Origin of the sequence: Bradyrhizobium yuanmingense (assembly GCF_900094575.1) — a bacterium.
GTDB lineage: Bacteria > Pseudomonadota > Alphaproteobacteria > Rhizobiales > Xanthobacteraceae > Bradyrhizobium > Bradyrhizobium yuanmingense.
On sequence record NZ_FMAE01000004.1, the window covers coordinates 300,152 to 320,660 of the forward strand.

Consider the following 20,509-nt stretch of genomic DNA (forward strand, 5'->3'; position numbering starts at 1 on the left):
AGGAGACAGGCACATGGGCATGGGACGCCCCCGCGAATTCGACGCCGAAACGGCGTTGGACCAGGCGATGGAAGTGTTTTGGCGCCATGGCTATGAGGGCGCGACCATTGCCCAGCTCACGGAGGCCATGGGCATCAATCCGCCCAGTCTCTACGCCTGCTTCGGCAACAAGGAAGGCCTGCTGAAGGCTGCGCTCGACCGCTACACCACGCTGCGCAACATCTGGATGGACGAGGTGGTCGCAGCGCCCACCGCCCGAGCCGTCGCCGAGCGAATGCTGATGGGCATCGCCGACAAGCAGACCGATCCCGCCAATCCGCCCGGCTGCCTGCTCGTGCAGGGCGGCATCGCCTGCGGCACCGGCTCAGAAAACGTCCCCTTCGAGCTCGCCGCCCGCCGCGCCCAGAACGAGGACCAGCTCCGCGACCGTTTCGTCCGGGCCAAGGCGGAGGGCGATCTCAAGGAGAGCGTCGATCCGGCCGCGCTCGCGCGCTATGTCTCGGCGGTGGCGGTCGGCATGGGCGTGATGGCGTCTTCAGGCGCCAATCGTGAAGCGCTGCGGCAGGTCGCTGATGTCGCCGTGCAGGCCGTGGAAGCGCAGTCGGCCAGGGGGTAGAGACGAGTGGCCTGCGCTGAACGACGATCTGCCCGCTCGGGAGCGCGATAGATCGCAAGGCCGCTTAGCTCAGGTCGTGAAGGTCCTTTCCAAGCGGCGGTGTCAGACGAAAGTTCGAGAACACGACTTCCAGTCCCGCCCGCTCGGGCGTGCAGGCCATCGGGCCCACAAGATAGGAGCTTGCTGCCGGAAACGGCGCTAGCCGCATGAGAGGCCAGGTCTTGCCATCGGCCGAGACTTGTAGACGAAGGACGCCGTCGGCAACGGTTGCGCGGACCCAGAAGTCTCCGGCATCATGCTCATAGGGTGCCGTTGCCCAGTCCGATCGCCCGTCGGTTAGCACGCTTGCAAGCATGGCGCGGCCGTCCGACAGTTCGATGCCGGCCTTGACCCAATGTCGCGCGTCGATGCGCACCATGATGCCCGCCTGATCGTAGAGCGCCTGGAAGTCGCCCTGTACACGTAAGCTGGCGGTGAATGCCTCGCCGGTTGGAAAGCCCAGGAAATGCCCGCTGTCACGATAAAAGCCGTAGTGGGTTTCTCGCCAGAAATCGGTGCCTTTTTCCGTCACGACCTGGAGGCGATCGTCCTCTGCCGTCCATCGTTTCGGTTCGTTCAACCACACGCCGTCACTTCTGAGGAGAGTCATTTCCAACCTCGATTGCCGATGCCTGCCGTGGCTCGATCCATCTGCCGGACAAGCATGGCCTCGTGCAAACTGCGATCGGGCGCGTGCACAGAGTTCAGCCTCGCGCCATCGACAGTGGTGCCGATGTCGAGGCCGGCTCACGTTTGATAGCAGCCATGGCTTCCGACCGGTTAACGGCGTCGGCGCGAGTTGCGGATTCACGATCGGCGATCATGCAACTTTGCGCCTGTTCTGCCCGACGTGTCAAACGGCCCTCGCCGGCAGGACCCGCACCATGCGGCGCGAAATTCTTCAATGATTCGTACTGTGCATGGGGTTGTTTTCGCATTTTTGTTTGAGCGTGCCCGGAGCCTGATCATCCAGCGCCGCGAACCGTATCGATACGGGAACTCCTAAGAGTTTTTACATACAGTTCTGGCACGTTCCGTGCGTGAATATCCGCAACCTGCATCGTGTCTCATTGCGCGCACGAAAAGATGGGGCCTGCGGGCATCGAGGGGGCGTAAGCCATGACTGCACTTGCTTCGGACGCCGGTCGCGCCAGGAGTGGGATCGTGCCGATCCTGTTGTGCGTCGTGCCGTTCAGCCAGATTCCGCTCGATGCCTATACGCCGGGCCTGCCACAGATGGTGGTGGATCTCACAGCTGACGCGGCCTCGATGCAGAACACCGTCACCGCTTACATGCTCGGCATGTCTCTGGCGCTGGTGCCGGTCGGTATCGCCTCGGACACTCTCGGCCGCCGCAACGTGCTGCTCGCAGGCCTGTCGGTCCTGATCGCGATGAGCATCGCCTGTGCGATGGCCACCAGCGCCTCGCTGCTGCTCGGCTTGCGCTTCCTGCAAGGCATCGGCGGCTGCACTTGTCTCGTCGTCGCCTATGCGGTCGCAGCCGATTGTTTCCGCGGCCGCGAGCTCACCGCGATCTCCGGCTTGTTGGGTGCCGCCTGGGGCCTTGCGCCGGTGCTGGCGCCGGCAGCCGGTGGCTTCATCGTCGAGCTGACCTCGTGGCGCGGCGTCTTCGTCGTCATTGCCGTCGCCGCGGCGATCGTCGCCGCGATCGTCGCATTTCTTCTGCCCGAAACATTGCCGGCAGAGCGGCGCGCGCCGTTCGATCCGCGCCGCACTGCCGGTATTTTGCGCGATGCGCTGGTCCGCCCGGGCTTCCTCGCCTTCGTGCTGGTGTTTGCCGCGGCGGCCAGCGCGCAGCTGGCGTTCGGCGTCGTCGCGCCGTTCTTCTACCAGACCGGTCTCGGCTATTCGGCGGCCATCTACGGCCTCGTCGCACTCGGGCTTGGCGGGGTCAATCTCGCCGGCGAGCTCGGCTGCGCGCATTTCGCACGCGTCATGCCGGCGCGCTTGCTGGGCTTCGGCGCCTTCGCGCTGTTCCTCGCCGGCTCTGCGGTCCTGAGCGTAACGGGCATGACCCTAGGTCTGGATTTTACGTCGATCACGATCGGCGGCGCGCTGGTGCTCGGCGGCTGCGGCGTGCTGTGCCCGATGATGTACGGCATGGCGCTTGGCCTGTTCGAACGCGACCATGGCCTGGTTGGCGGCCTCATCAGCGCGCTCTGCTATCTCGCCGTGAGCGGTGCCATGGCGATCACGGCGGTGTTGCCCGAAGCGACACAGGCGCCGATCGGATGGCTTTATCTCGGGCTCTGCGCCATTGCGGGGACGCTGCTCGCGATCTCGCTGCCGTCGGCGCGCCAAGCGACACACAGTTAAATAAGGAACCAAATCATGACCACGGTCGGAATTCGCGGCACGTTCTTCGATTTCGTCGACGATCCCTGGAAGCACGTCGGCAACGAGCCGGCCGCCGCGCGCTTTCACCAGGATGGTCTCATGGTCGTCACTGACGGCGTGATCAAGGCGTTCGGTCCTTATGACAAGATTGCCGCCGCCCATCCGGGCGTCGAGGTCACCCACATCAAGGACCGCATCATCGTTCCCGGCTTCATCGACGGCCACATCCATCTGCCGCAGACGCGCGTGTTAGGGGCCTATGGTGAGCAGCTCCTGCCGTGGCTGCAGAAATGGGTCTACCCGGAAGAGCTCAAATACCGGGATCGCGACTACGCGCGCGAGGGCGTGAAGCGTTTCCTCGATGCGCTGCTCGCCTCAGGCACCACCACCTGCCAAGCCTTCACGAGCTCCTCGCCTGTTTCGACCGAGGAGTTGTTCGAGGAAGCGAGCAGGCGCAACATGCGCGTCATCGCGGGCCTCACCGGGATCGATCGCAACGCGCCGGCCGATTTCATCGATACGCCGGAAAATTTCTATCGCGACAGCAAGCGGCTGATCGCGCAGTACCACAACAAGGGCCGCAATCTCTACGCCATCACGCCGCGCTTCGCCTTTGGTGCCTCGCCGGAATTGCTGAGAGCGTGTCAGCGTCTCAAGCACGAGCATCCGGACTGCTGGGTCAACACCCATATCTCCGAGAATCCGGCCGAATGCAGCGGCGTGCTGGTCGAGCATCCGGACTGCCAGGATTATCTCGGTGTCTACGAGAAGTTCGACCTGGTCGGTCCGAAATTCTCCGGCGGCCACGGCGTCTATCTCTCCAACAACGAGTTCCGCCGCATGTCGAAGAAGGGCGCGGCGGTGGTGTTCTGCCCGTGCTCGAATCTGTTCCTCGGCAGTGGCCTGTTCCGCCTCGGCCGCGCCACCGATCCCGAGCATCGCGTCAAGATGTCGTTCGGCACCGATGTCGGCGGCGGCAACCGCTTCTCGATGATCTCCGTGCTCGACGACGCCTACAAGGTCGGCATGTGCAACAACACGCTGCTCGACGGCAGCATCGATCCCGCGCGCAAGGACCTCGCGGAAGCCGAGCGCAACAAGCTCTCGCCCTATCGCGGTTTCTGGTCGATCACGCTCGGCGGCGCCGAAGGCCTCTACATCGACGACAAGCTCGGCAACTTCGAGCCGGGCAAGGAGGCCGATTTCGTCGCGCTCGATCCGAACGGCGGGCAGGTCGCGCAAGCGTGGCATCAATCGCTGATCGCCGACGGCGCCGGCCCGCGCACGATGGACGAGGCCGCGAGCATGCTGTTCGCCATCATGATGGTCGGCGACGATCGCTGCGTCGACGAGACCTGGGTGATGGGCAAGCGGCTCTACAAGAAAGGCTGAGGCGGACCGCTGCCAATGAGCGCATCTCCTGAAACAACCGGCCAGCCGGTCGCTCTTGTCATTCAGCGCCGCATCGCCGACGACGGCTTTGCTGCGTTCGCCCGGTGGAACGGTGAGGTCGGCGAGGTGCTCAAGGCCTGGCCAGGCTTCCTCAGCCTTGAAGTGGTGCCGCCGCAACCGCCGGCGCATGTGGACTGGGTGACGATCCTGCGTTTCGCGAGCCCGGCTGCGGCACGTGCCTGGCTGCAGAGCGAGGTGCGGGCGAAGTTGATCGCGGAGGTGCAGCGCTTCTTCGTCGGTTCGGAGGACGTCCATATCCTGCCCGACACCGGCGTCCCGCGCGACAGCGCGGTCTCGGCCGTCATCTCATTCAAAGTCCCTGATGGACTCGAGGACGCCTTCCTGAAATGGCAGCAGCGCATCCAGGCAGCGGAGGCCGAGTTCAAGGGATTTCTGCGGCACAAGGTCGAGCGGCCGATTCCGGGCCTGCATGACGAATGGATCATCATCCTGTCTTTCGACAGCGATGCCAATCTCAATGCCTGGCTCGACTCGCCGTTGCGGCAGACGCTGCTGAAGGAGGGCGCGCGCTTCAACGCCGGCATGAACGTGAAACGGGCGAGCTACGGCTTCAATTTCTGGTTCCCGGCCGGCAAGACGCAGGCTCCCGAGCAAGGGCCCGGTTTCATCTGGAAGAGCAACCTGATCGTTCTCCTGGTGCTTTATCCCGTGGTCTACCTCTGGGGTACTTTCATCAGCGCGCCCCTGATCGACAGAAACGGCGTGCCGGTCTGGCTGTCGCTGTTCATCGGCAATCTCGTCAGCACGCAGCTGCTCGGCTGGTGGCTGGTGCCCGCCGCCTTCAAGGCGCTCGACTGGTGGGTGACGCCGAAGGCGACGATCAGTCGCCAGATCGCGGGGTACGTGCTGCTCGCCGTGCTCTATGCCGGGTCGATGGGCCTGTACGCGCTGCTGCTCGCGTGGCATTGGGGACGGTGAGACCGTCAACCGTATCGACGCGGAGAAGGACGGTCGCTGGACATCGACGACCATGTTCGCCCTGACGTTTCTCGGGACATCGGCGAGCGTTCCCTCGGCGGAGCGCAACCATCCGGCACTCCTTGTGGAAGCCGCAGGCAAGCGCGTCCTGGTCGATTGCGGCGAGGGCACGCAGCGCCAGCTGCTGCGCAGCGGCGCCGGCTTCCGGCGGCTCGACCGCATCCTGCTCACCCACGCCCATCTCGACCACGTGCTCGGCATCCCCGGATTGTTCTCGACCCTCGGCTTGCGGCAGACGTCCGAGATAATGACCGTTCACGGCGGCGCGGGCACGCTCGACCTCGTCACCCGCATGCTCGCCGGCCTGTGGGGCGCGGGGAGGGCGCCGATCGCCGTCCAGTTCGAAGCGCTGACCGAGGGACGAGCTATCGATACCGGTGAATTCGCCGTTGACTGTTTTCCGGTCCGCCACCGCGACACCGACAGCTTCGGCTTCATCTTCCAAAGCCCCGCGCGCCGTCATCTGCGGCCTGATCGCCTCATCGCGCTGGGTGTCCCCGACGGTCCGTTGCGCGGCGAGTTGGCCGCCGGCCGACCGATCGTGCTTGCCGACCGAACTATCGATCCGGAAGACGTCCTCGGTCCGCCGAGCGGCGGCAGCAAGCTCGTCGTGATCGGCGACACCGAGACCACCGATGGATTGTCGCAATACGTGGCCGGCGCCGACATGCTGGTGATCGAGGCGACGTTCCTCGATCGCGACGCGCCGACCGCGCGGAATTACGGCCATCTCACCGCGGCAGAAGCGGCCTCCTTTGCCGCCGCGAACGAGGTCGGAGAGCTCGTGCTGACGCATATGTCGGGACGCTACGAAGACGCAGAGATTCTCGCCGAGGCGGCAAAAATCTTCCCGAACACCCGGATCGCCGCAGACTTCGACCACATCGTCGTCTGATCAAACGCGCCCTGACCCGATCCGTCCACCGCAGCGCTTGCCAGCCCAGATGTGAGCGGGTAGAAGGCTGCCACGCCTGAGCCGCGATTAGCGCGATGCGCTTCCCGGCCACAGTCGAACAAATCAAGCAGGCCTTTGAATTTGTTCGACTATTCCGTTGGGGAATGGTGTAACGGTAGCACAACAGACTCTGACTCTGTTTGTCTTGGTTCGAATCCAGGTTCCCCAGCCAGTTCCGGGCGCTTTCCCAAAGGTATGGTTCCGGTCCCTGGGCAGGATGGCAGGCAGGTTGATGGGCTGCCTCGCTGCTCGCGACGGTTTGCCTCACCTAGTATTTGCGTTTCCAAGTCGGATCGCCGCGCGCTGTATCGTCCTTGGGCTGGACAACCCAAGGAGATCCGCAAATGCCCTATGTCGATGGTTTCGTTCTCGCCGTGCCGAAGGACAATATCGAGGCCTACAAGGCGCTGGCGACGCAAGCCTGCGCCATCTGGATGGAGCAGGGCGCGCTCGATTACGTCGAATGCATCGGCGATGACGTTCCCTATGGAGAGCTCACCTCGTTTCCGCGCGCGGTGATCGCGAAGGAGGACGAGATCGTGGTGTTCGCCTGGATCGTCTATCGGGACCGCGAGAGCCGCGATGCCATCAACAAGAAGGTGATGGCGGACCCGCGCATCAAATTCGAGGGCATGCCGTTCGACGGCAAGCGCATGATCTATGGCGGCTTCACAACGCTGCTTCGGGCGAGTGACATCGTGACGTGAGGCGTGCCCGCTACTTGATCTTGTCGTAGGCCGCCGCGAAATCGCCGAGCGGCATCGGGATCGCGATGGTCTCCTTGGCCATGTTCTGAAAAGAGACCTTCAGCTGCTTGCCCGACCGCAAGGCGGCGAGCAGGTCCGGCGCAACCGGGGTCGAGGCGTAGCAGCCGCGATTCTCGCAGGTCTGGATCTGGAGATCGAACGTCTTGCCTTCGTCGATCTGGAGCTTGGCCCCGACCGGAAGGTTGAGGCCGAGCGGCAATTGCAGAAGCGCGATCGGCGTGCGGGTGTCGGGCGCGATGCGGATGTTGATCAGGACGACGGTCTGGCCCGTCTTGGTCAGCACCGCGTTCTGCTCCATCGCGCATTCGAGCGGCGCGTCGCGGCTTGCGCTGGTGCAGCGGACGATCCAGCCGGGCTGTCCGGAAGCACCGTCAGCCTGCGCCTGGGTCGGGGCAGGCGCGGGCTGCGCGGCCGGGGCGGGCGCGGCGTTCTTCTTGGCGCCCTGCTGGGCGTGTGCTGCGCCCGCTGACAACAGGACAGCAGCGACAAGGGCGACAAGTCTGGATTGCACAGGCATGGGAAACCGCATTTGCGAACCGGGGTCTCGCTGTAGCGTCGCGGCAGGCGCGGCGCAAGCTTACTCGGCGGCTTCCTTGACGCTGCCGTGCTCGGGCGTCTCCTCGCCTTCGTCGTCCGAACGGCCCCAGGTCGAGAACCAGTTGTTGAGCTTGTCGAGGTAGAGATAGACGACCGGCGTGGTGAACAGCGTCAGCGCCTGGCTGACGATCAGGCCGCCGACCATGGCGTAGCCGAGCGGCTGGCGGATTTCGGCGCCGGTGCCGTGGCCGAGCATGAGGGGCACGCCGCCGAGCAGGGCCGCCATCGTCGTCATCATGATCGGGCGGAAGCGCAGCAGTGCGGCCTGGCGGATCGATTCCTCCGGCGTCTTGTGCTCGTCGCGCTCGGCGGCAATCGCGAAGTCCACCATCATGATGCCGTTCTTCTTCACGATGCCGATCAGGAGGATGATCCCGATCAGCGCGATCAGGCTGAAGTCGAATCCGGCCGCCATCAGGATCGCGAGCGCGCCGACGCCGGCCGAGGGTAGCGTCGACAGAATCGTGATCGGATGGATGTAGCTCTCGTAGAGAATGCCGAGGATCAGATAGACCACGACCAACGCGGCGAGGATCAGGAGCGGCACGGTGCCGAGCGATTGCTGGAACGCCTGCGCGGTGCCCTGGAAGCTCGAATTCAGCGTGGGCGGCGTCCCGAGCTCCGCCATCGCCTTCTGCACGGCCTCGGTGGCCTGGCCGAGCGCGACGCCTTGCGCGAGATTGAAGCTGATCGTGATCGACGGGAACTGGCCTTGATGGCTGATCGAGAGCGGGCGGACCGGATCGGTGGTCCAGCTCGCGAAGGTCGACAGCGGCACCTGGTCGCCGGTCAGCGGCGATTTCACGTAGAGCTTGTTTAGCGTCTCGAGATCGCCCTGCATCTCCGGCAGGACTTCCAGGATCACCTTGTAGGTGTTGAGCTGCGTGAAATATTGCGTGACCTGCCGCTGTCCGAAGGAATCATACAGCGTATCGTCGATCAGCTGGGGCTGGATGCCGTAGCGGGCGGCGGTGTCGCGGTTGATCTTGAGCTGGACCGTCGTGCCCTGCGTCTGCTGGTCGGTCGCGACGTCGCGCAGCTCTGGCAGTGTCTGCATCTTGCCAAGGATCTTCGGCGCCCATTCGTTCAGCTCGTCCAGATTGGCGTCTTGCAGCGTGAATTCGAACTGAGTGCGCGTGGGTCGACCGCCGAGCCGCACGTCCTGGGCCGCCTGCATGTAGAGGCGGGCGCCCTGGACCTTGTCGAACTGCGGACGCAGACGCGCGATAATCTGCTGGGCCGAAGCGTCACGCTCATTGCGCGGCTTCAGCGTGATGAACAGGTTGCCGTTGTTGCCGGCACGGCCGCTGCCACCGATCGACATGGCAACGCTGGCAACGTCGGGATCGGCCAGGATGATCTTGCCGAGTTGCTCCTGGCGTCTCACCATCTCCTTGAACGAGATGTCCTGCGAGGCTTCGGACGTGGCCGTGATCAGGCCGACGTCCTGCTGCGGGAAGAAGCCCTTGGGGATCAGCACGAACAGGTAGATCGACAGGCCGAGCGTGACGAAGAAGATCGCGAGCGTGGTGCGCCGCCAGGCGAGGGCGTGATCGAGCACATATTCGTAGCCGCGCAGCATCGCGTCGAAGGCGCGCTCGCTCCATTGATAGAAGCGGCCGTGCTGCACCTCACCATGGGCGCGCAGGAAGCGTGAGGCCATCATCGGCGTCAGCGTCAGCGATACGAACATCGAAACGAAGATCGTCATCGCCAGCACCACGGCGAATTCGCGGAACAGGCGCCCGATAATGCCGCCCATCAGGAGCAGCGGGATCAGCACCGCGACCAGCGAGATGCTGATGGAGACGATCGTGAAGCCGATTTCCTTGGAACCCTTGAAGGCGGCCTCCATCGGCGAGTCGCCTTCCTCGATGTAGCGCGTGATGTTCTCGAGCATCACGATGGCGTCGTCCACCACGAAACCGACCGCGATGGTGAGTGCCATCAGCGACAGATTGTCGAGCGAATAGCCGACCGGCCACATCAGGGCGCACGCGCCCAGCAACGCCAGCGGAACCGTGACGGTGGGAATGACCGTCGCCCAGAAGCTGCGCAGGAAGATGAAGATGACCATGACCACGAGCACAATGGTCAAGAGCAGCGTGAACTGGACGTCCTCGACCGCGGCACGGATGGTCGCGGTGCGGTCGCTGATGAGCTCGATCTTGATCGCGGGCGGGATCGCCGCCACGAGACGAGGGAGGGTCGCCTTGATCCTGTCGACGGTTTCGATGACGTTGGCGCCGGGCTGCTTGAAGATTACGAGGAACACGCCGCGCTTGCCGTTGGCCCACGCCGCCTGCTTGGCGTCTTCGGCCGCGGTGACCGCTTGGCCGATATCGCGGATTCGCAACGGAGCGCCGTTGCGATAGGCGATGATGACGTCGTTCCAGTCCTTCGCGTGAGTGAGCTGGTCGTTGGCGTAGATCGTATAGGCCCGCTTCTCGCCGTCGATATTGCCCTTGGGGCTGTCGACCGTGGTGATGGCGATCTGGCTGCGGATGTCCTCCATCGACAAGCCCTTGGCGACCAGCTTTGCGGGATCGACCTGAATGCGGATCGAGGGTTTCTGCTGGCCGCCGATGAAGACCTGGGCGACGCCCGAGAGCTGGCTGATCTGCTGGGCGAGCTGGGTGTCGACGGCATCGCTGACGCTGGTCAGCGGCAGCGTCTCCGACGTCGCCGACAGTAGCAGGATCGGCGCATCGGCGGGGTTGACCTTGCGGTAGGTCGGGGGCGACGGCAGGTTCCTCGGCAACTGGCCGCTGGCCGCGTTGATGGCACCCTGTACGTCGTTGGCGGCGCCGTCGATGTTGCGGTTGAGGTCGAATTGGATGGTGATCGACGCCGTGCCCAGATAGCTCGTCGAGGTCATCTGCGCGATGCCAGGAATCTGGGCGAATTGCCGCTCGAGCGGCTGCGCCACCGACGAAGCCATGGTCTCGGGGCTGCCGCCGGGCAAATTGGCGGTGACCTGAATGGTCGGAAAGTCCACCTGCGGCAGGGGCGCGACCGGGAGCAGGGGGTAGGCGACCAGGCCGACGAAGAGAATGCCGGCCATCAGCAGCGAGGTGCCGATGGGATATCGGATGAAAGGCGCCGAAATCCCGCCCCCGATCATTGCTGTCGAACCTTGTTCTGGGTCGGATCCGAGCTTGCTACCGCCGTCGACACCAGGCTTCCGGGCTGCACCTTGAACTGTCCGCCGACGATCACCTGCTGACCGGGGCTCAATCCTTCCTCGATGACCGAATGACCGTCGATGCCATAGCTGACCTTGATCTTGTGCAGTTCGGCCTTGTTGTCCTGGTTGACCGTATAGGCATAGAGTCCGTTGGTGGAGCGCTGGACCGCGTCATCCGGAACGACCGTCGCATCCTTTAGCGTTCGCACCAGGAGCCGCGTCGAGACCGATTGCCCCGGCCACAGCGTTCTTTCCTTGTTGTCGAACACCGCCTTGAGCCGGATCGTGCCGCTGGTCGCGTCGACCTGGTTGTTGATCACCGCGAGCTTGCCCTCGGCCAGCGTCCTCTTGCCGTCGGTGGTGAAGGCGATCACCTTGAGCGCGCCGGCCTTCTGGCCCTCGCTGATATAGGGGAGCTGGTCTTCCGGCGCGGTGAAGATCACGGCGATCGGCTCGACCTGCGAGATCGTGACGATGGCGGTCTGCGACGAAGCGTTGACGATGTTGCCGATGTCGACCTGACGCAGGCCTGCCACGCCGGTGATCGGCGCCTTGATCTGGGTGTAATCGAGCTGGGTCTGGGCGTTGGAGATCGCGGCATCGTCGGCGGCGATCTGGGCGGTGAGCTGAGCGACGGTGGAGCGCTGTGTGTCGACGCGCTGGGCGGTGGCGAATTCGCCGAGCTTCGTGGCGCGCTGGAGCTCGAGATTGGCGTTGGCGAGACTGGCCTCGTCCTGCGCCTTCTTGGCCTTGGCCTGGTCAAGCGTGGCCTGATAGGGGCGGGGATCGATCGAAACCAGGAGATCGCCCTGCTTGACGATCTGGCCTTCCCTAAATTCGAGCTTGTCGATCTGGCCATCCACACGGCTTCGGACCTGGACCGTGTTAAAGCCCTGAACCGTGCCGAGACCAGTGAGATAGACCGGAAAGTCGGTCTTCTGAACCGGCGCAACGCTGACCGGGACGGCGGAGGGGCGAGGCGGGCCTTTTTGTGCGGTCTGGGTTTTTCCCGCCTCGGACGTGCCGAATTTCTGCTGCCAACCATAATAGCCCGCAGAAGCCACGGCCGCGATGATCAGAAGCCAAAGGATCGGCCGGGACTTGTTCATGTCGTCTCGTGTCGGCTCGTATGCCCTCGGCTACGAATATCGGGGCAATCGTACGGTTCCAGCATGATGTATAATACACGCCAACTTCCAGAGTAAACAGCACTATCGGGTGAGAATCCTAAACAATTGGAAAGCTTTGCACCGTGTAGGCAGCTCGTTGGCGCGGCGACGTGCAATGCCGCGTTTTCCCGCCGCGATCGGCCGGCGTGCAAGTCTTGCGCAGCACGCGGAGCAGTGTGCTCGGGACCGATCGGCCCCGCGCCGCGCTGCCTTTCGGATCTGCCGCAAGAACGGTTCTAAGTCGCCTCGTAGCCGTTTCGGTTACCATGGATTTCGGCATCGTCCATTTCGGCGCCGCAGCGACGGAGCAAAGCATGGACGAGCTGAACGGCAAGCTGATCGCGTGCCAGATGCTGATCGAGGGATTGATCGCGTGTCACCAACGAGCAGCGCGATCCCTTGTGCTTCCTTCACCGACTTTCGCGACGAGATCAAAGCCGTTGTCAACGGCGCCAACATCGCCGGCATGGACAGCACCGATCGCGTGCGCGCCGTTGCGAAGACCGTCGACGAGTTGCTGTGGCTGATGAAACCCAGAGCGGCGATCGAGTGGCCAGCAATCGATTTGCGTTTAGGACGCATCCTTCGCTCAGAGAGCGGGGCAGTTTAGAATCGTTTTGATCTTGATCTATTCAAGGGTTCTCGCGAACGGCACGCATTGACCCGCAATTGTGTGGCCGATACCAACAGGCGACATTCGTTCGACGCGTGTGAACGACAGGAATTGGAGGGCCTTGTGCTCTATCCTCCAGCACCTCTCGTCGCCCCCGTGACCAGGGGGACGCGGGTTGCGTCTTTCTTCTGGCTTCAGAGCATGATACGGGACGATCAAGCCCGGAGCATGATCTATGGCCTCGACACCGCGATACAGGCGCTGGTGGAACGGCTCGGGCGTGACGATCCCGAAACGGTCAAATTGACGGGTATCTATCACAATCTCATTCGCTACTGGGCCGAAGTATGAAGACCATCTCCTTTCAAGCAAGCCTTGCCGCAGCCTTGATGCTGGCGTCTGCCTGGCTCGCATCCCCCGTTTCCGCCCAGACGCAGAGCCCGCCGGCACCGGCCCCATCGACGGCTCAGCCGTCCGCTGCCGGGACCGTCCCCCCGGCAGCTGCGCCTGCGGCCTCGACGGCTCCCGCCGTCGTGGGCGCCGCCCCGGTGGCCGCCAATCCCGCGAGTGCGAAGCCCGAGGCGGCGGCCATGAAGGAGTTGTCGCCCTGGGTGATGTTCATGTCGGCGGACGTCATCGTGAAGGCGGTGATGATCGGGCTCGCCTTCGCTTCGCTGATGACCTGGACCGTCTTCATCGCCAAGTCGATCGAGCTGTCGGTCGCCTCCGGCAAGCTGCGTTCGGCGTTGAAGAAGATTGCGGAGGCGCGCTCGCTTGCCGAAGCGCAGATGGCGCTCGGCACCAAGGAGGGCATCCTGCCGTCGTTCCTTGCGGCGGCGTTGCGCGAAGCGCGGATGTCGGCTGGCCTGTCCAGCGATGCCGGCATCAAGGAACGCGCCGCCTCGAGCTTTTCCGAGATCGTGCGCGCGGAGCAACGGCGCATCCGGATCGGCATGGGCGTGCTCGCGACCATCGGCTCGACCTCGCCCTTCGTCGGCCTGTTCGGCACGGTCTGGGGCATCATGAACAGCTTCATCGGCATCTCGAAGTCGCAGACCACGAACCTCGCCGTGGTCGCGCCCGGCATCGCCGAGGCGCTGCTCGCCACCGCGATCGGCCTCGTCGCCGCCATTCCCGCCGTCATCATCTACAACCACTTCTCGCGCGTGACGAAAGGCTATCTCGAGCTCGTCAGCCGCGCCTCGGGCGCGGCTGGGCGACTGCTGTCGCGTGATCTCGACCGCAGCCACGGCAGCGTGCATTCGCGCGCGGCGGAGTAGACCATGGCCGTTTCGCTCGCTGACAATGATGACGACGACGATTTCTCGGAAACGCATGACATCAACGTCACGCCGTTCATCGACGTCATCCTGGTGCTGCTGATCATCTTCATGGTCGCCGCGCCGCTGTCCACGGTCGACCTGCCGATCGATCTGCCGACGTCGAGTGCGACGCCGCAGAAGAAGCCGGACAAGCCGACCTATCTCAGCATCAAGCCCGATCTGACGCTCGCGATCGGGGAGAACGCCGTTCACCGGGCCGAGTTGATCGGAACCCTCGACAGCCTTTCCGAGATGAGCAAGGACAAGTACGTTTTCCTGCGCGCTGATCGCTCGGTGCCCTATGGCGAGTTGATGGGCGTGATGGAGCTCTTGCGCTCGGGCGGCTATACGCGGGTGAAGCTGGTCGCGCTGGAAGGCGCACCGGGGGCGCCTGTGGCAGGCGCCGCCCAGCCTTAAGAAGACGGAACGATGGCGGACGAACCGAGACCATCCCGGAAGCTCTGGATCCTGGCGGCGGCGGCCGCGCTCGCCCTGCATCTCGGCGGTGCTGCGCTCGCGCTGGCGCATTTGCACGGCGACGACGACGGCGATGGTCTCGGCGCAGCCGGAGCCGAGTTCGCCGTCGAGATGGCTTCGCCGGAGGCTCAGGAATCCGATTTGCCGACCGGACCAAACGACTCCGCGGCACAAGAGGAGCGCCCGGAGCTTCCAGAGCAGAAGGCCGAACTGAAGGAGACGGAACTTCCTCAAGATCGACCGCAAGAGGCCGAGGATCCCGATCGCATTGTCAGCGAAAAGGTTGCGAAGAAGGAGCAGGACGACGATCCGAAGGCGGCTGCCGTTGAAACGCCCGCCATGGAGGCTGCCCCAAAGCAGGTTGATATGGCCCGGCAAACGTTCGAGGACGCAACGCGCGAGGCCGAAAAGGCCCTGGCGCCGGTGGTTGGGCTCGGCAAGGACATCCTGAAGATCACGGTGGACTGGAACAAGAAAATCAGTGCGCGTATCAAGCAGCACCAGATCAATCCGGAAGGCAGAGAGAACGCCAATCAGAAGGTCACGGTGAGTTTCGCGCTCAACCGAAAGGGAAATGTGGTCTCGGTCGACGTGATCGCGTCGTCCGGCGACGCCGCCTACGATGCAGCTGCGATCTCGATGGTTCGCAAGGCGGATCCTTTCGAGCCGCCTCCGGTTCAACTGACCGAGGAGCGTTTCGAGCGCACCCTCGAGATCAGCTTCGCCCCTGAGAAATCGAAGAAGACCGCCAACAAGAAGTCGGCTCAACGCCAGTAGAGCCGGATCCCGACATAGACCACCACCAGGCAGGCGAAGATCAGCGCCACGGGCAGGGGCCGTTTCTGGACTCCGCTGGCCGCGCCTGTCCCGAAGAAACCAGCGCTTTTCGGCTTCGGCGCCGGGCGCCGGAAAGCGGTAACATTATCCGCTGCCGGCTCGGCCTCGCGCGGACGGACGTCGGGCGGCTTTCCAGCGCCACCCATCTCGACGTAATAGGCCTTGTAGATCGCACCGATGGTGGCCTCGGTGGCTTCGCCTTCGCTCATCTGCGCCAGCAGGTTCCTGTAGCTGCTCAGGAACTCCTGGGCCTCCGGAGGCAGCGCGGACGCCCCGTTGAGCTTAGCCATCATCTTCCAGGTGGCGAAATCAGCGCGGGCGCGGGTGTCGGCGCGTCGCGCGATCAGCATATCGGCAGCTTTGACCAAGTCGGCCTCTGGCCTTTCGGCTCGTGTTCGGGTGTTCCGGTTCAACTACGCATTGCCGGTCAGGAAGAGAACAGCCTGAATCACATAACCGGTCAACGTCCGCAGTATTGCTGAAATAACATCAAGATTTAGACCTAACTGCGAGCCCGCCAGCGGCAGCAGGATCAAGAGCCCGATCAGGATCAACATACCGAACGGCTCGAGCCGGGCGAGCGGCAAGGCCAGGGGGCGCGGCAGCAGCCCGACCGCGACGCGGCCGCCGTCCAGCGGCGGGATCGGCATCATGTTGAAGACGGCCAGGATGGCGTTGATGATGAGGGCATTCTTGAGGTTGTCGGCAACCCATTTCGCCGCGCTCGCGGGCACCAGCGGCAGGGCATGGAAGGCGAGGGCGGTGGCGAGCGCCAGCAGGATGTTGGTGGCGGGTCCGGCCAGCGCTACCCAGACCATGTCGAGCCTGGGATTGTTCAGCTTGCGGAAGTTTACCGGCACCGGCTTGGCGTAGCCGAACAGGAACGGCGAATGCGCGAACAGCAGCATCGCCGGCAGGATGACGGTGCCGAACGGGTCGATATGCCTGATAGGATTGAAGCTGACGCGGCCGAGCTGCGCGGCCGTGTTGTCCCCGAGCCGGTCCGCGACGAAGGCATGCGCGGCCTCATGGAAGGTGATGGCGAGCACGAGGGGAAGCACCCACACCGACAGGTCGTACAAGGAAATGTTCACAGCTCATCCATTTCGGTTAGCTAGCGGCCTTGCAACCGTCCTGACCAAACCGGCGCAGCAACGCTTCGGCTCAACATAGGGTGGCCGGTTCCGAATTGCCACGCTGCAGATGGATGCTTCGGCCGGCCGCCGTGCAGTCGCGCAAAGTCACGCCGGGATCGTCCCGGGATATTGCACCAAGCCGTCGTCGAGCTTCACCCAGGCGAGCTTTTCCGACACCCAGATGTGCTCGGTCGGCGCAAAGGCGTTACGATCATCGAAGGTGGCGAGCGCAACGCCCGCTAGCGTGCCGTTGCGGCGCCAGGCGAAAAGCCGCGTGCCGCAGCGCTTGCAGAACACGCGATCGATATTCTCCGAGGAGGCGTAGCGTGCAGTCTCGCCCTCGACGCTGAGCGCGCGCTGGTCGAACTGGGCGCGGGCGAAGTAGGGCGAGCCCATCGCCTTCTGGCAGATGCGGCAATGGCAGATGCGGACGTTGAGCGGCTCGCCCTCCGCCTTAAAACGCACCGCGCCGCACAGGCAACCACCTTCCCGGATCATGATGTCCTCAATAGGTCGCGCGCCCGCCCGAGATGTCGAACACCGCACCGGTCGAGAAGGCGCAATCCTGGGATGCGAGCCAGCTCACCATCGCGGCGAGCTCTTCCACCAGCACGAAGCGCCCCTTCGGGATCTTCGACAGCATGAAGTCGATATGCTGCTGCGTCATCTGGTCGAAGATCGCCGTCTTCGCCGCCGCCGGTGTCACCGCGTTGACGAGGATGTCATGGGCGGCGAGCTCCTTGCCGAGCGACTTCGTCAGCGCGATCAGGCCGGCCTTGGACGCCGAATAATGCGCGGCGTTCGGGTTGCCTTCCTTGCCGGCGATCGAGGCGATGTTCACGATCCGCCCGTATTTCTGCTTGAGCATTTCGGGCACGATCGCCTTGGAGACGATGAAGGGGCCGTCGAGGTTGATGCGCAGCACCTTGCGCCATTCCTCCAGGTCGGTCTCCCAGACCGGCTTGTTGACGCCGGCGATGCCGGCGTTGTTGACGAGAATGTCGATCTTGCCGAAGGCCTTGAGCGTCGCATCGCGTGCCTGCTCGACGGCCGCCGTGTCGGTGACGTCGACCTTGAAGACTTTCGTTTCGCCGCCGATCTCCTTTGCCGTCTTCTCGGCCAGCGCGGCGTCAAAGTCCCAGATCGCGACCTTGGCGCCGGAGGCGACGAAGCGCTCGGTGATGGCGCGGCCAAAGCCCTGCGCGCCGCCGGTGACGATAGCGATGCGGCCGTTGAGATCGATCTTGTTCATGCCGGAGGCCTTCCTGCGTCAGAGCATGTAGCCGCCGTCGACGACGAGATCGACGCCGGTGGTGAAGGCGCTCTCGTCGCTGCCGAGATAGACCACCATCGCGGCGATCTCCTCGGCGGTGCCGAGCCGGCCCATCTTCTGGCGCGAGATGAACATCTCCTTGCCCTGCGGGCCCTGGGCTGCCGCGCGGTCGAGCATCGAAGGCGTCTCGACGGTGCCGGGACAGATCGAGTTGCAGCGGATGCCCTTGGTGATGAAGTCGAGCGCGACCGCGCGCGACAGCAGCGACACCGCCGCCTTCGACGAGCTGTAGACGTAGCGGTTCGCCGGCGGCCGCAAGGCTGCGCAGGACGAGATGTTGACGATGCTGCCGCCGCCGCCGGCGATCATGTCGGGCAGGAAAGCCTTGATGGTCCGGTGCATCGACTTGACGTTGAGGTCGAACGAGAAGTCGAAGTCCTCTTCCGAACATTCCAGGATGGTGCCGTGATGCACGAAGCCGGCGGCGTTGAGCAGGATGTCGATCTTGCCGACGCGCTTGGCGAAGGCGTTGACGTCGGCGGTGTTGCGGACGTCGAGCTTTGCGACCTCGGCGATGCCTTCCTTCGTCAGGCTCGCGATGCCGGCTTCGTTGATGTCGGTGGCGATGACGGTTGCGCCTTCACGCGCGAACGCGATGGCGCAAGCGCGCCCAATGCCTGCCGCGGCAGCCGTGACGACGGCGCGCTTTCCCTTGAGGCGGTCTGCCATGTTGTTTCTCCTGCGAATTTTCCTTCGTCATTCCGGGGCGCGCCTCTTGGCGCGAACCCGGAATCCATCGCGCCACAGCGCCGGTGGATGAATGGATTCCGGGCTCGCGACTGCGTCGCGCCCCGGAATGACCGTGTCAGTGATTGTCCCGCGCCACACCGAACGTACCGGCGACGTTCTGGTAGCGCGTGGCGAGCTCCATGCAGGCGCCGGTCGATTGCTGGCCGACGGTGTTGCGATAGATCTCCTGCCACGGCGTCTGGTTCGGCGGATGCTTGAAGCCGCCGCTGGCCTTGAGCTCGGCATGGCGCTTCTTCAGCTCCTCGTCCGAGATCAGGATGTTGGCGCTGCCCTTGTTGAGGTCGATGCGCACCTTGTCGCCGGTCTTTAGGACGGCAAGACCGCCATTGGCGGCAGCTTCCGGCGAGGCGTTCAGGATCGAGGGCGAGCCCGAGGTGCCGGACTGGCGACCGTCGCCGATGCAGGGCAGGGACAGGATGCCGCGTTTGATCAGCGCCGCCGGCGGCTGCATGTTCACAACCTCGGCGCCACCGGGGTAGCCGATCGGGCCGGTGCCGCGGATGAACAGCACGCAGCGCTCGTCGATGTCGAGCGAAGGATCGTCGATCCGCTCGTGATAATCCTCCGGCCCCTCGAACACGATGGCGCGGCCCTCGAAGGCATTGAGGTCCTTCGGGTTGCTGAGGTAGCGGTCGCGGAATTCCTTGGAGATCACGCTTGTCTTCATGATCGCGGAATCGAACAGATTGCCCTTCAGCACCAGGAAGCCGGCGTCCTTCACCAGCGGCTTGTCGTAAGCCCAGATCACGTCGTTGTCGGGAGCGGGCGCGTTCTTGCAGTTCTCGCCGATGCCGCGGCCGTTGACCGTGACCGCGTCCTCATGGATGCGCTTGTGCTTCATCAACTCGCGCACCACGGCGGGCACGCCGCCGGCGCGGTGAAATTCCTCGCCGAGATAGAAGCCGGCCGGCTGCATGTTGACCAGGAGCGGCACGTCGTGGCCGAACTTCTGCCAGTCCTCGATCGACAGCTCGACGCCGATATGGCGGGCGAGGGCGTTGATGTGGATCGGCGCGTTGGTCGAGCCGCCGATCGCCGAATTGATCACGATGCAGTTCTCGAACGCCTTGCGGGTCAGGATGTCGGAAGGCTTCAAATCCTCCCAGACCATCTCGACGATGCGTTTTCCGGTCTCGTAAGCGATCTGGCCGCGCTCGCGATAGGGCGCCGGGATCGCCGCGCAGCCCGGCAGCGAGAAGCCGAGCGCTTCGGCAAGCCCGTTCATGGTCGAGGCCGTCCCCATGGTGTTGCAATGGCCGACCGAGGGCGCCGAGGAGGCCACGATCTCCATGAACTCTTCATAGTCGATCTCGCCGGCCGCGAGCCGCTCGCGCGATTTCCAGACGATGGTGCCGGAGCCGGTGCGCTCGCCATTGTGCCAGCCGTTCAGCATCGGGCCGCCCGACAGCACGATCGCGGGCAGGTTCACCGTCGCCGCCGCCATCATGCAGGCCGGCGTGGTCTTGTCGCAGCCGGTGGTCAGCACCACGCCGTCGAGCGGATAGCCGTAGAGAATTTCGACGAGGCCGAGATAAGCGAGGTTACGGTCGAGCGCCGCGGTCGGTCGCTTGCCGGTCTCCTGAATGGGATGGGTCGGGAATTCCATCGCGATGCCGCCGGCCTCGCGGATGCCTTCGCGGACGCGGTGCGCGAGCTCGAGATGATGGCGGTTGCAGGGGGACAGATCGTTGCCGGTCTGGGCGATGCCGATGATCGGCTTGCCGGATTGCAGCTCGGCGCGGGTGAGGCCGTAATTCAGGTAACGCTCCATGTAGAGCGCGGTCATGCCCGGGTTGTGCGGGTTGTTGAACCATTCCTGCGAGCGAAGATGGCGGCGGGTACCGTTGCTGCCGGCGGCATGCCCGTTGGTTGGTTTCTTTGTCATTGGTTTCTCCTGCAATG

19 protein-coding genes, 1 tRNA gene and 2 pseudogenes are annotated in these 20,509 nt (G+C 64.1%); 12 read left to right on the forward strand and 10 right to left on the reverse strand.

All coding sequences use genetic code 11. The features are described from left to right. Positions 1-13 precede the first annotated feature (13 nt). Positions 14-616 carry a TetR/AcrR family transcriptional regulator gene (locus tag GA0061099_RS14905; RefSeq protein ID WP_036022392.1) on the forward strand — a complete coding sequence of 201 codons (603 nt, stop codon included), beginning with the start codon at positions 14-16 and terminating at the stop codon, positions 614-616. Positions 617-680: 64 nt separating this feature from the next. Here GA0061099_RS14905 and GA0061099_RS14910 read toward each other — a convergent pair whose 3' ends face one another. Then, a complete protein-coding gene (locus GA0061099_RS14910; RefSeq protein ID WP_036022394.1) occupies positions 681-1,265 on the reverse strand; it encodes a DUF1349 domain-containing protein in 585 nt (194 codons plus the stop codon). Positions 1,266-1,774: 509 nt separating this feature from the next. Between GA0061099_RS14910 and GA0061099_RS14915 the strand changes: the two genes are divergently transcribed. The 6 genes from GA0061099_RS14915 to GA0061099_RS14940 all read left to right on the forward strand — a co-directional run bounded on the left by GA0061099_RS14915 (position 1,775) and on the right by GA0061099_RS14940 (position 7,126). After that, the gene (locus tag GA0061099_RS14915; RefSeq protein WP_036022396.1) at positions 1,775-2,992 is read left to right on the forward strand and encodes a multidrug effflux MFS transporter; all 1,218 of its coding nucleotides are present in this window, start codon (positions 1,775-1,777) and stop codon (positions 2,990-2,992) included. Positions 2,993-3,007: 15 nt separating this feature from the next. Next, positions 3,008-4,405: a guanine deaminase gene (gene guaD / locus GA0061099_RS14920; RefSeq protein WP_036022398.1), complete on the forward strand. Its 1,398-nt coding sequence runs from the start codon at positions 3,008-3,010 to the stop codon at positions 4,403-4,405. Positions 4,406-4,420: 15 nt separating this feature from the next. Further along, on the forward strand, positions 4,421-5,404 hold the full coding sequence (locus GA0061099_RS14925; protein WP_036001231.1) for an antibiotic biosynthesis monooxygenase: 984 nt from the start codon (positions 4,421-4,423) through the stop codon (positions 5,402-5,404). A 52-nt stretch (positions 5,405-5,456) separates the two neighbouring features. Next, a complete protein-coding gene (gene rnz, locus GA0061099_RS14930; RefSeq protein ID WP_036022401.1) occupies positions 5,457-6,359 on the forward strand; it encodes a ribonuclease Z in 903 nt (300 codons plus the stop codon). A gap of 158 nt (positions 6,360-6,517) precedes the next feature. After that, positions 6,518-6,591: transfer RNA gene (locus tag GA0061099_RS14935), tRNA-Gln, on the forward strand. Positions 6,592-6,763: 172 nt separating this feature from the next. Further along, positions 6,764-7,126 carry a DUF1428 domain-containing protein gene (locus GA0061099_RS14940; RefSeq protein WP_036022404.1) on the forward strand — a complete coding sequence of 121 codons (363 nt, stop codon included), beginning with the start codon at positions 6,764-6,766 and terminating at the stop codon, positions 7,124-7,126. A gap of 10 nt (positions 7,127-7,136) precedes the next feature. On the opposite strand, the gene GA0061099_RS14945 is transcribed toward GA0061099_RS14940, so the two are convergent. The 3 genes from GA0061099_RS14945 to GA0061099_RS14955 are packed head-to-tail and all read right to left on the reverse strand — an operon-like array spanning position 7,137 to position 12,079. Further along, positions 7,137-7,703 (reverse strand): invasion associated locus B family protein, encoded by a 567-nt coding sequence (locus tag GA0061099_RS14945; protein ID WP_036022432.1) that lies wholly within the window; start codon positions 7,701-7,703, stop codon positions 7,137-7,139. 60 nt (positions 7,704-7,763) lie between these two features. Further along, complete coding sequence (locus tag GA0061099_RS14950) at positions 7,764-10,907, reverse strand: multidrug efflux RND transporter permease subunit (protein WP_036022406.1); 3,144 nt, start codon at positions 10,905-10,907, stop codon at positions 7,764-7,766. Further along, positions 10,904-12,079, reverse strand: coding sequence for an efflux RND transporter periplasmic adaptor subunit (locus GA0061099_RS14955; RefSeq protein WP_036022410.1), 1,176 nt, complete (start codon positions 12,077-12,079; stop codon positions 10,904-10,906). The genes GA0061099_RS14950 and GA0061099_RS14955 overlap by 4 nt, the downstream gene beginning before the upstream one ends. A 374-nt stretch (positions 12,080-12,453) precedes the next feature. Between GA0061099_RS14955 and GA0061099_RS14960 the strand changes: the two are divergent. From GA0061099_RS14960 to GA0061099_RS14980, 5 genes and pseudogenes are all read left to right on the forward strand, one after another. Further along, a pseudogene (locus GA0061099_RS14960) lies at positions 12,454-12,749 on the forward strand (hypothetical protein). Positions 12,750-12,896: 147 nt separating this feature from the next. Further along, a pseudogene (locus tag GA0061099_RS14965) lies at positions 12,897-13,103 on the forward strand (PKHD-type hydroxylase); the annotation flags it as partial. Then, a complete protein-coding gene (gene exbB, locus GA0061099_RS14970; protein WP_074447866.1) occupies positions 13,100-14,032 on the forward strand; it encodes a tonB-system energizer ExbB in 933 nt (310 codons plus the stop codon). The pseudogene GA0061099_RS14965 and the gene exbB, both read left to right, overlap by 4 nt. A 3-nt stretch (positions 14,033-14,035) precedes the next feature. Further along, on the forward strand, positions 14,036-14,491 hold the full coding sequence (gene exbD / locus GA0061099_RS14975) for a TonB system transport protein ExbD (protein ID WP_036022443.1): 456 nt from the start codon (positions 14,036-14,038) through the stop codon (positions 14,489-14,491). A gap of 12 nt (positions 14,492-14,503) precedes the next feature. Next, positions 14,504-15,328, forward strand: a complete 825-nt coding sequence (locus GA0061099_RS14980; RefSeq protein ID WP_036001198.1) for a TonB family protein — start codon at positions 14,504-14,506, stop codon at positions 15,326-15,328. On the opposite strand, the gene GA0061099_RS14985 is transcribed toward GA0061099_RS14980, so the two are convergent. The 6 genes from GA0061099_RS14985 to GA0061099_RS15010 form a co-directional block, all read right to left on the reverse strand. Next, positions 15,316-15,738, reverse strand: a complete 423-nt coding sequence (locus tag GA0061099_RS14985) for a hypothetical protein (RefSeq protein ID WP_036022445.1) — start codon at positions 15,736-15,738, stop codon at positions 15,316-15,318. The genes GA0061099_RS14980 and GA0061099_RS14985 overlap by 13 nt on opposite strands. Before the next feature lie 63 nt (positions 15,739-15,801). Further along, the gene (locus tag GA0061099_RS14990) at positions 15,802-16,482 is read right to left on the reverse strand and encodes a site-2 protease family protein (RefSeq protein ID WP_036022448.1); all 681 of its coding nucleotides are present in this window, start codon (positions 16,480-16,482) and stop codon (positions 15,802-15,804) included. Positions 16,483-16,629: 147 nt separating this feature from the next. Beyond that, the gene (locus GA0061099_RS14995; protein WP_036022450.1) at positions 16,630-17,022 is read right to left on the reverse strand and encodes a GFA family protein; all 393 of its coding nucleotides are present in this window, start codon (positions 17,020-17,022) and stop codon (positions 16,630-16,632) included. 7 nt (positions 17,023-17,029) lie between these two features. Beyond that, positions 17,030-17,776: an SDR family NAD(P)-dependent oxidoreductase gene (locus GA0061099_RS15000; RefSeq protein WP_036022452.1), complete on the reverse strand. Its 747-nt coding sequence runs from the start codon at positions 17,774-17,776 to the stop codon at positions 17,030-17,032. An 18-nt stretch (positions 17,777-17,794) separates the two neighbouring features. Continuing rightward, a complete protein-coding gene (locus tag GA0061099_RS15005) occupies positions 17,795-18,526 on the reverse strand; it encodes an SDR family oxidoreductase (protein WP_036022455.1) in 732 nt (243 codons plus the stop codon). Between the two features lie 136 nt (positions 18,527-18,662). Continuing rightward, positions 18,663-20,492 carry an IlvD/Edd family dehydratase gene (locus GA0061099_RS15010; protein ID WP_036001184.1) on the reverse strand — a complete coding sequence of 610 codons (1,830 nt, stop codon included), beginning with the start codon at positions 20,490-20,492 and terminating at the stop codon, positions 18,663-18,665. Positions 20,493-20,509: the final 17 nt, after the last annotated feature.

Coding starts and splice junctions, on each gene's coding strand:
- exbB (WP_074447866.1), top strand. CDS start 13,100: ATGAAGACCATCTCCTTTCAAGCAAGCCTTGCCGCAGCCTTGATGCTG.
- rnz (WP_036022401.1), top strand. CDS start 5,457: ATGTTCGCCCTGACGTTTCTCGGGACATCGGCGAGCGTTCCCTCGGCG.
- GA0061099_RS14955 (WP_036022410.1), bottom strand. CDS start 12,079: ATGAACAAGTCCCGGCCGATCCTTTGGCTTCTGATCATCGCGGCCGTG.
- GA0061099_RS14980 (WP_036001198.1), top strand. CDS start 14,504: ATGGCGGACGAACCGAGACCATCCCGGAAGCTCTGGATCCTGGCGGCG.
- GA0061099_RS14950 (WP_036022406.1), bottom strand. CDS start 10,907: ATGATCGGGGGCGGGATTTCGGCGCCTTTCATCCGATATCCCATCGGC.
- GA0061099_RS14945 (WP_036022432.1), bottom strand. CDS start 7,703: ATGCCTGTGCAATCCAGACTTGTCGCCCTTGTCGCTGCTGTCCTGTTG.
- GA0061099_RS15005 (WP_036022455.1), bottom strand. CDS start 18,526: ATGGCAGACCGCCTCAAGGGAAAGCGCGCCGTCGTCACGGCTGCCGCG.
- GA0061099_RS14985 (WP_036022445.1), bottom strand. CDS start 15,738: ATGCTGATCGCGCGACGCGCCGACACCCGCGCCCGCGCTGATTTCGCC.
- GA0061099_RS14915 (WP_036022396.1), top strand. CDS start 1,775: ATGACTGCACTTGCTTCGGACGCCGGTCGCGCCAGGAGTGGGATCGTG.
- GA0061099_RS14905 (WP_036022392.1), top strand. CDS start 14: ATGGGCATGGGACGCCCCCGCGAATTCGACGCCGAAACGGCGTTGGAC.
- GA0061099_RS15000 (WP_036022452.1), bottom strand. CDS start 17,776: ATGAACAAGATCGATCTCAACGGCCGCATCGCTATCGTCACCGGCGGC.
- guaD (WP_036022398.1), top strand. CDS start 3,008: ATGACCACGGTCGGAATTCGCGGCACGTTCTTCGATTTCGTCGACGAT.
- GA0061099_RS14940 (WP_036022404.1), top strand. CDS start 6,764: ATGCCCTATGTCGATGGTTTCGTTCTCGCCGTGCCGAAGGACAATATC.
- GA0061099_RS14995 (WP_036022450.1), bottom strand. CDS start 17,022: ATGATCCGGGAAGGTGGTTGCCTGTGCGGCGCGGTGCGTTTTAAGGCG.
- GA0061099_RS15010 (WP_036001184.1), bottom strand. CDS start 20,492: ATGACAAAGAAACCAACCAACGGGCATGCCGCCGGCAGCAACGGTACC.
- GA0061099_RS14925 (WP_036001231.1), top strand. CDS start 4,421: ATGAGCGCATCTCCTGAAACAACCGGCCAGCCGGTCGCTCTTGTCATT.
- exbD (WP_036022443.1), top strand. CDS start 14,036: ATGGCCGTTTCGCTCGCTGACAATGATGACGACGACGATTTCTCGGAA.
- GA0061099_RS14910 (WP_036022394.1), bottom strand. CDS start 1,265: ATGACTCTCCTCAGAAGTGACGGCGTGTGGTTGAACGAACCGAAACGA.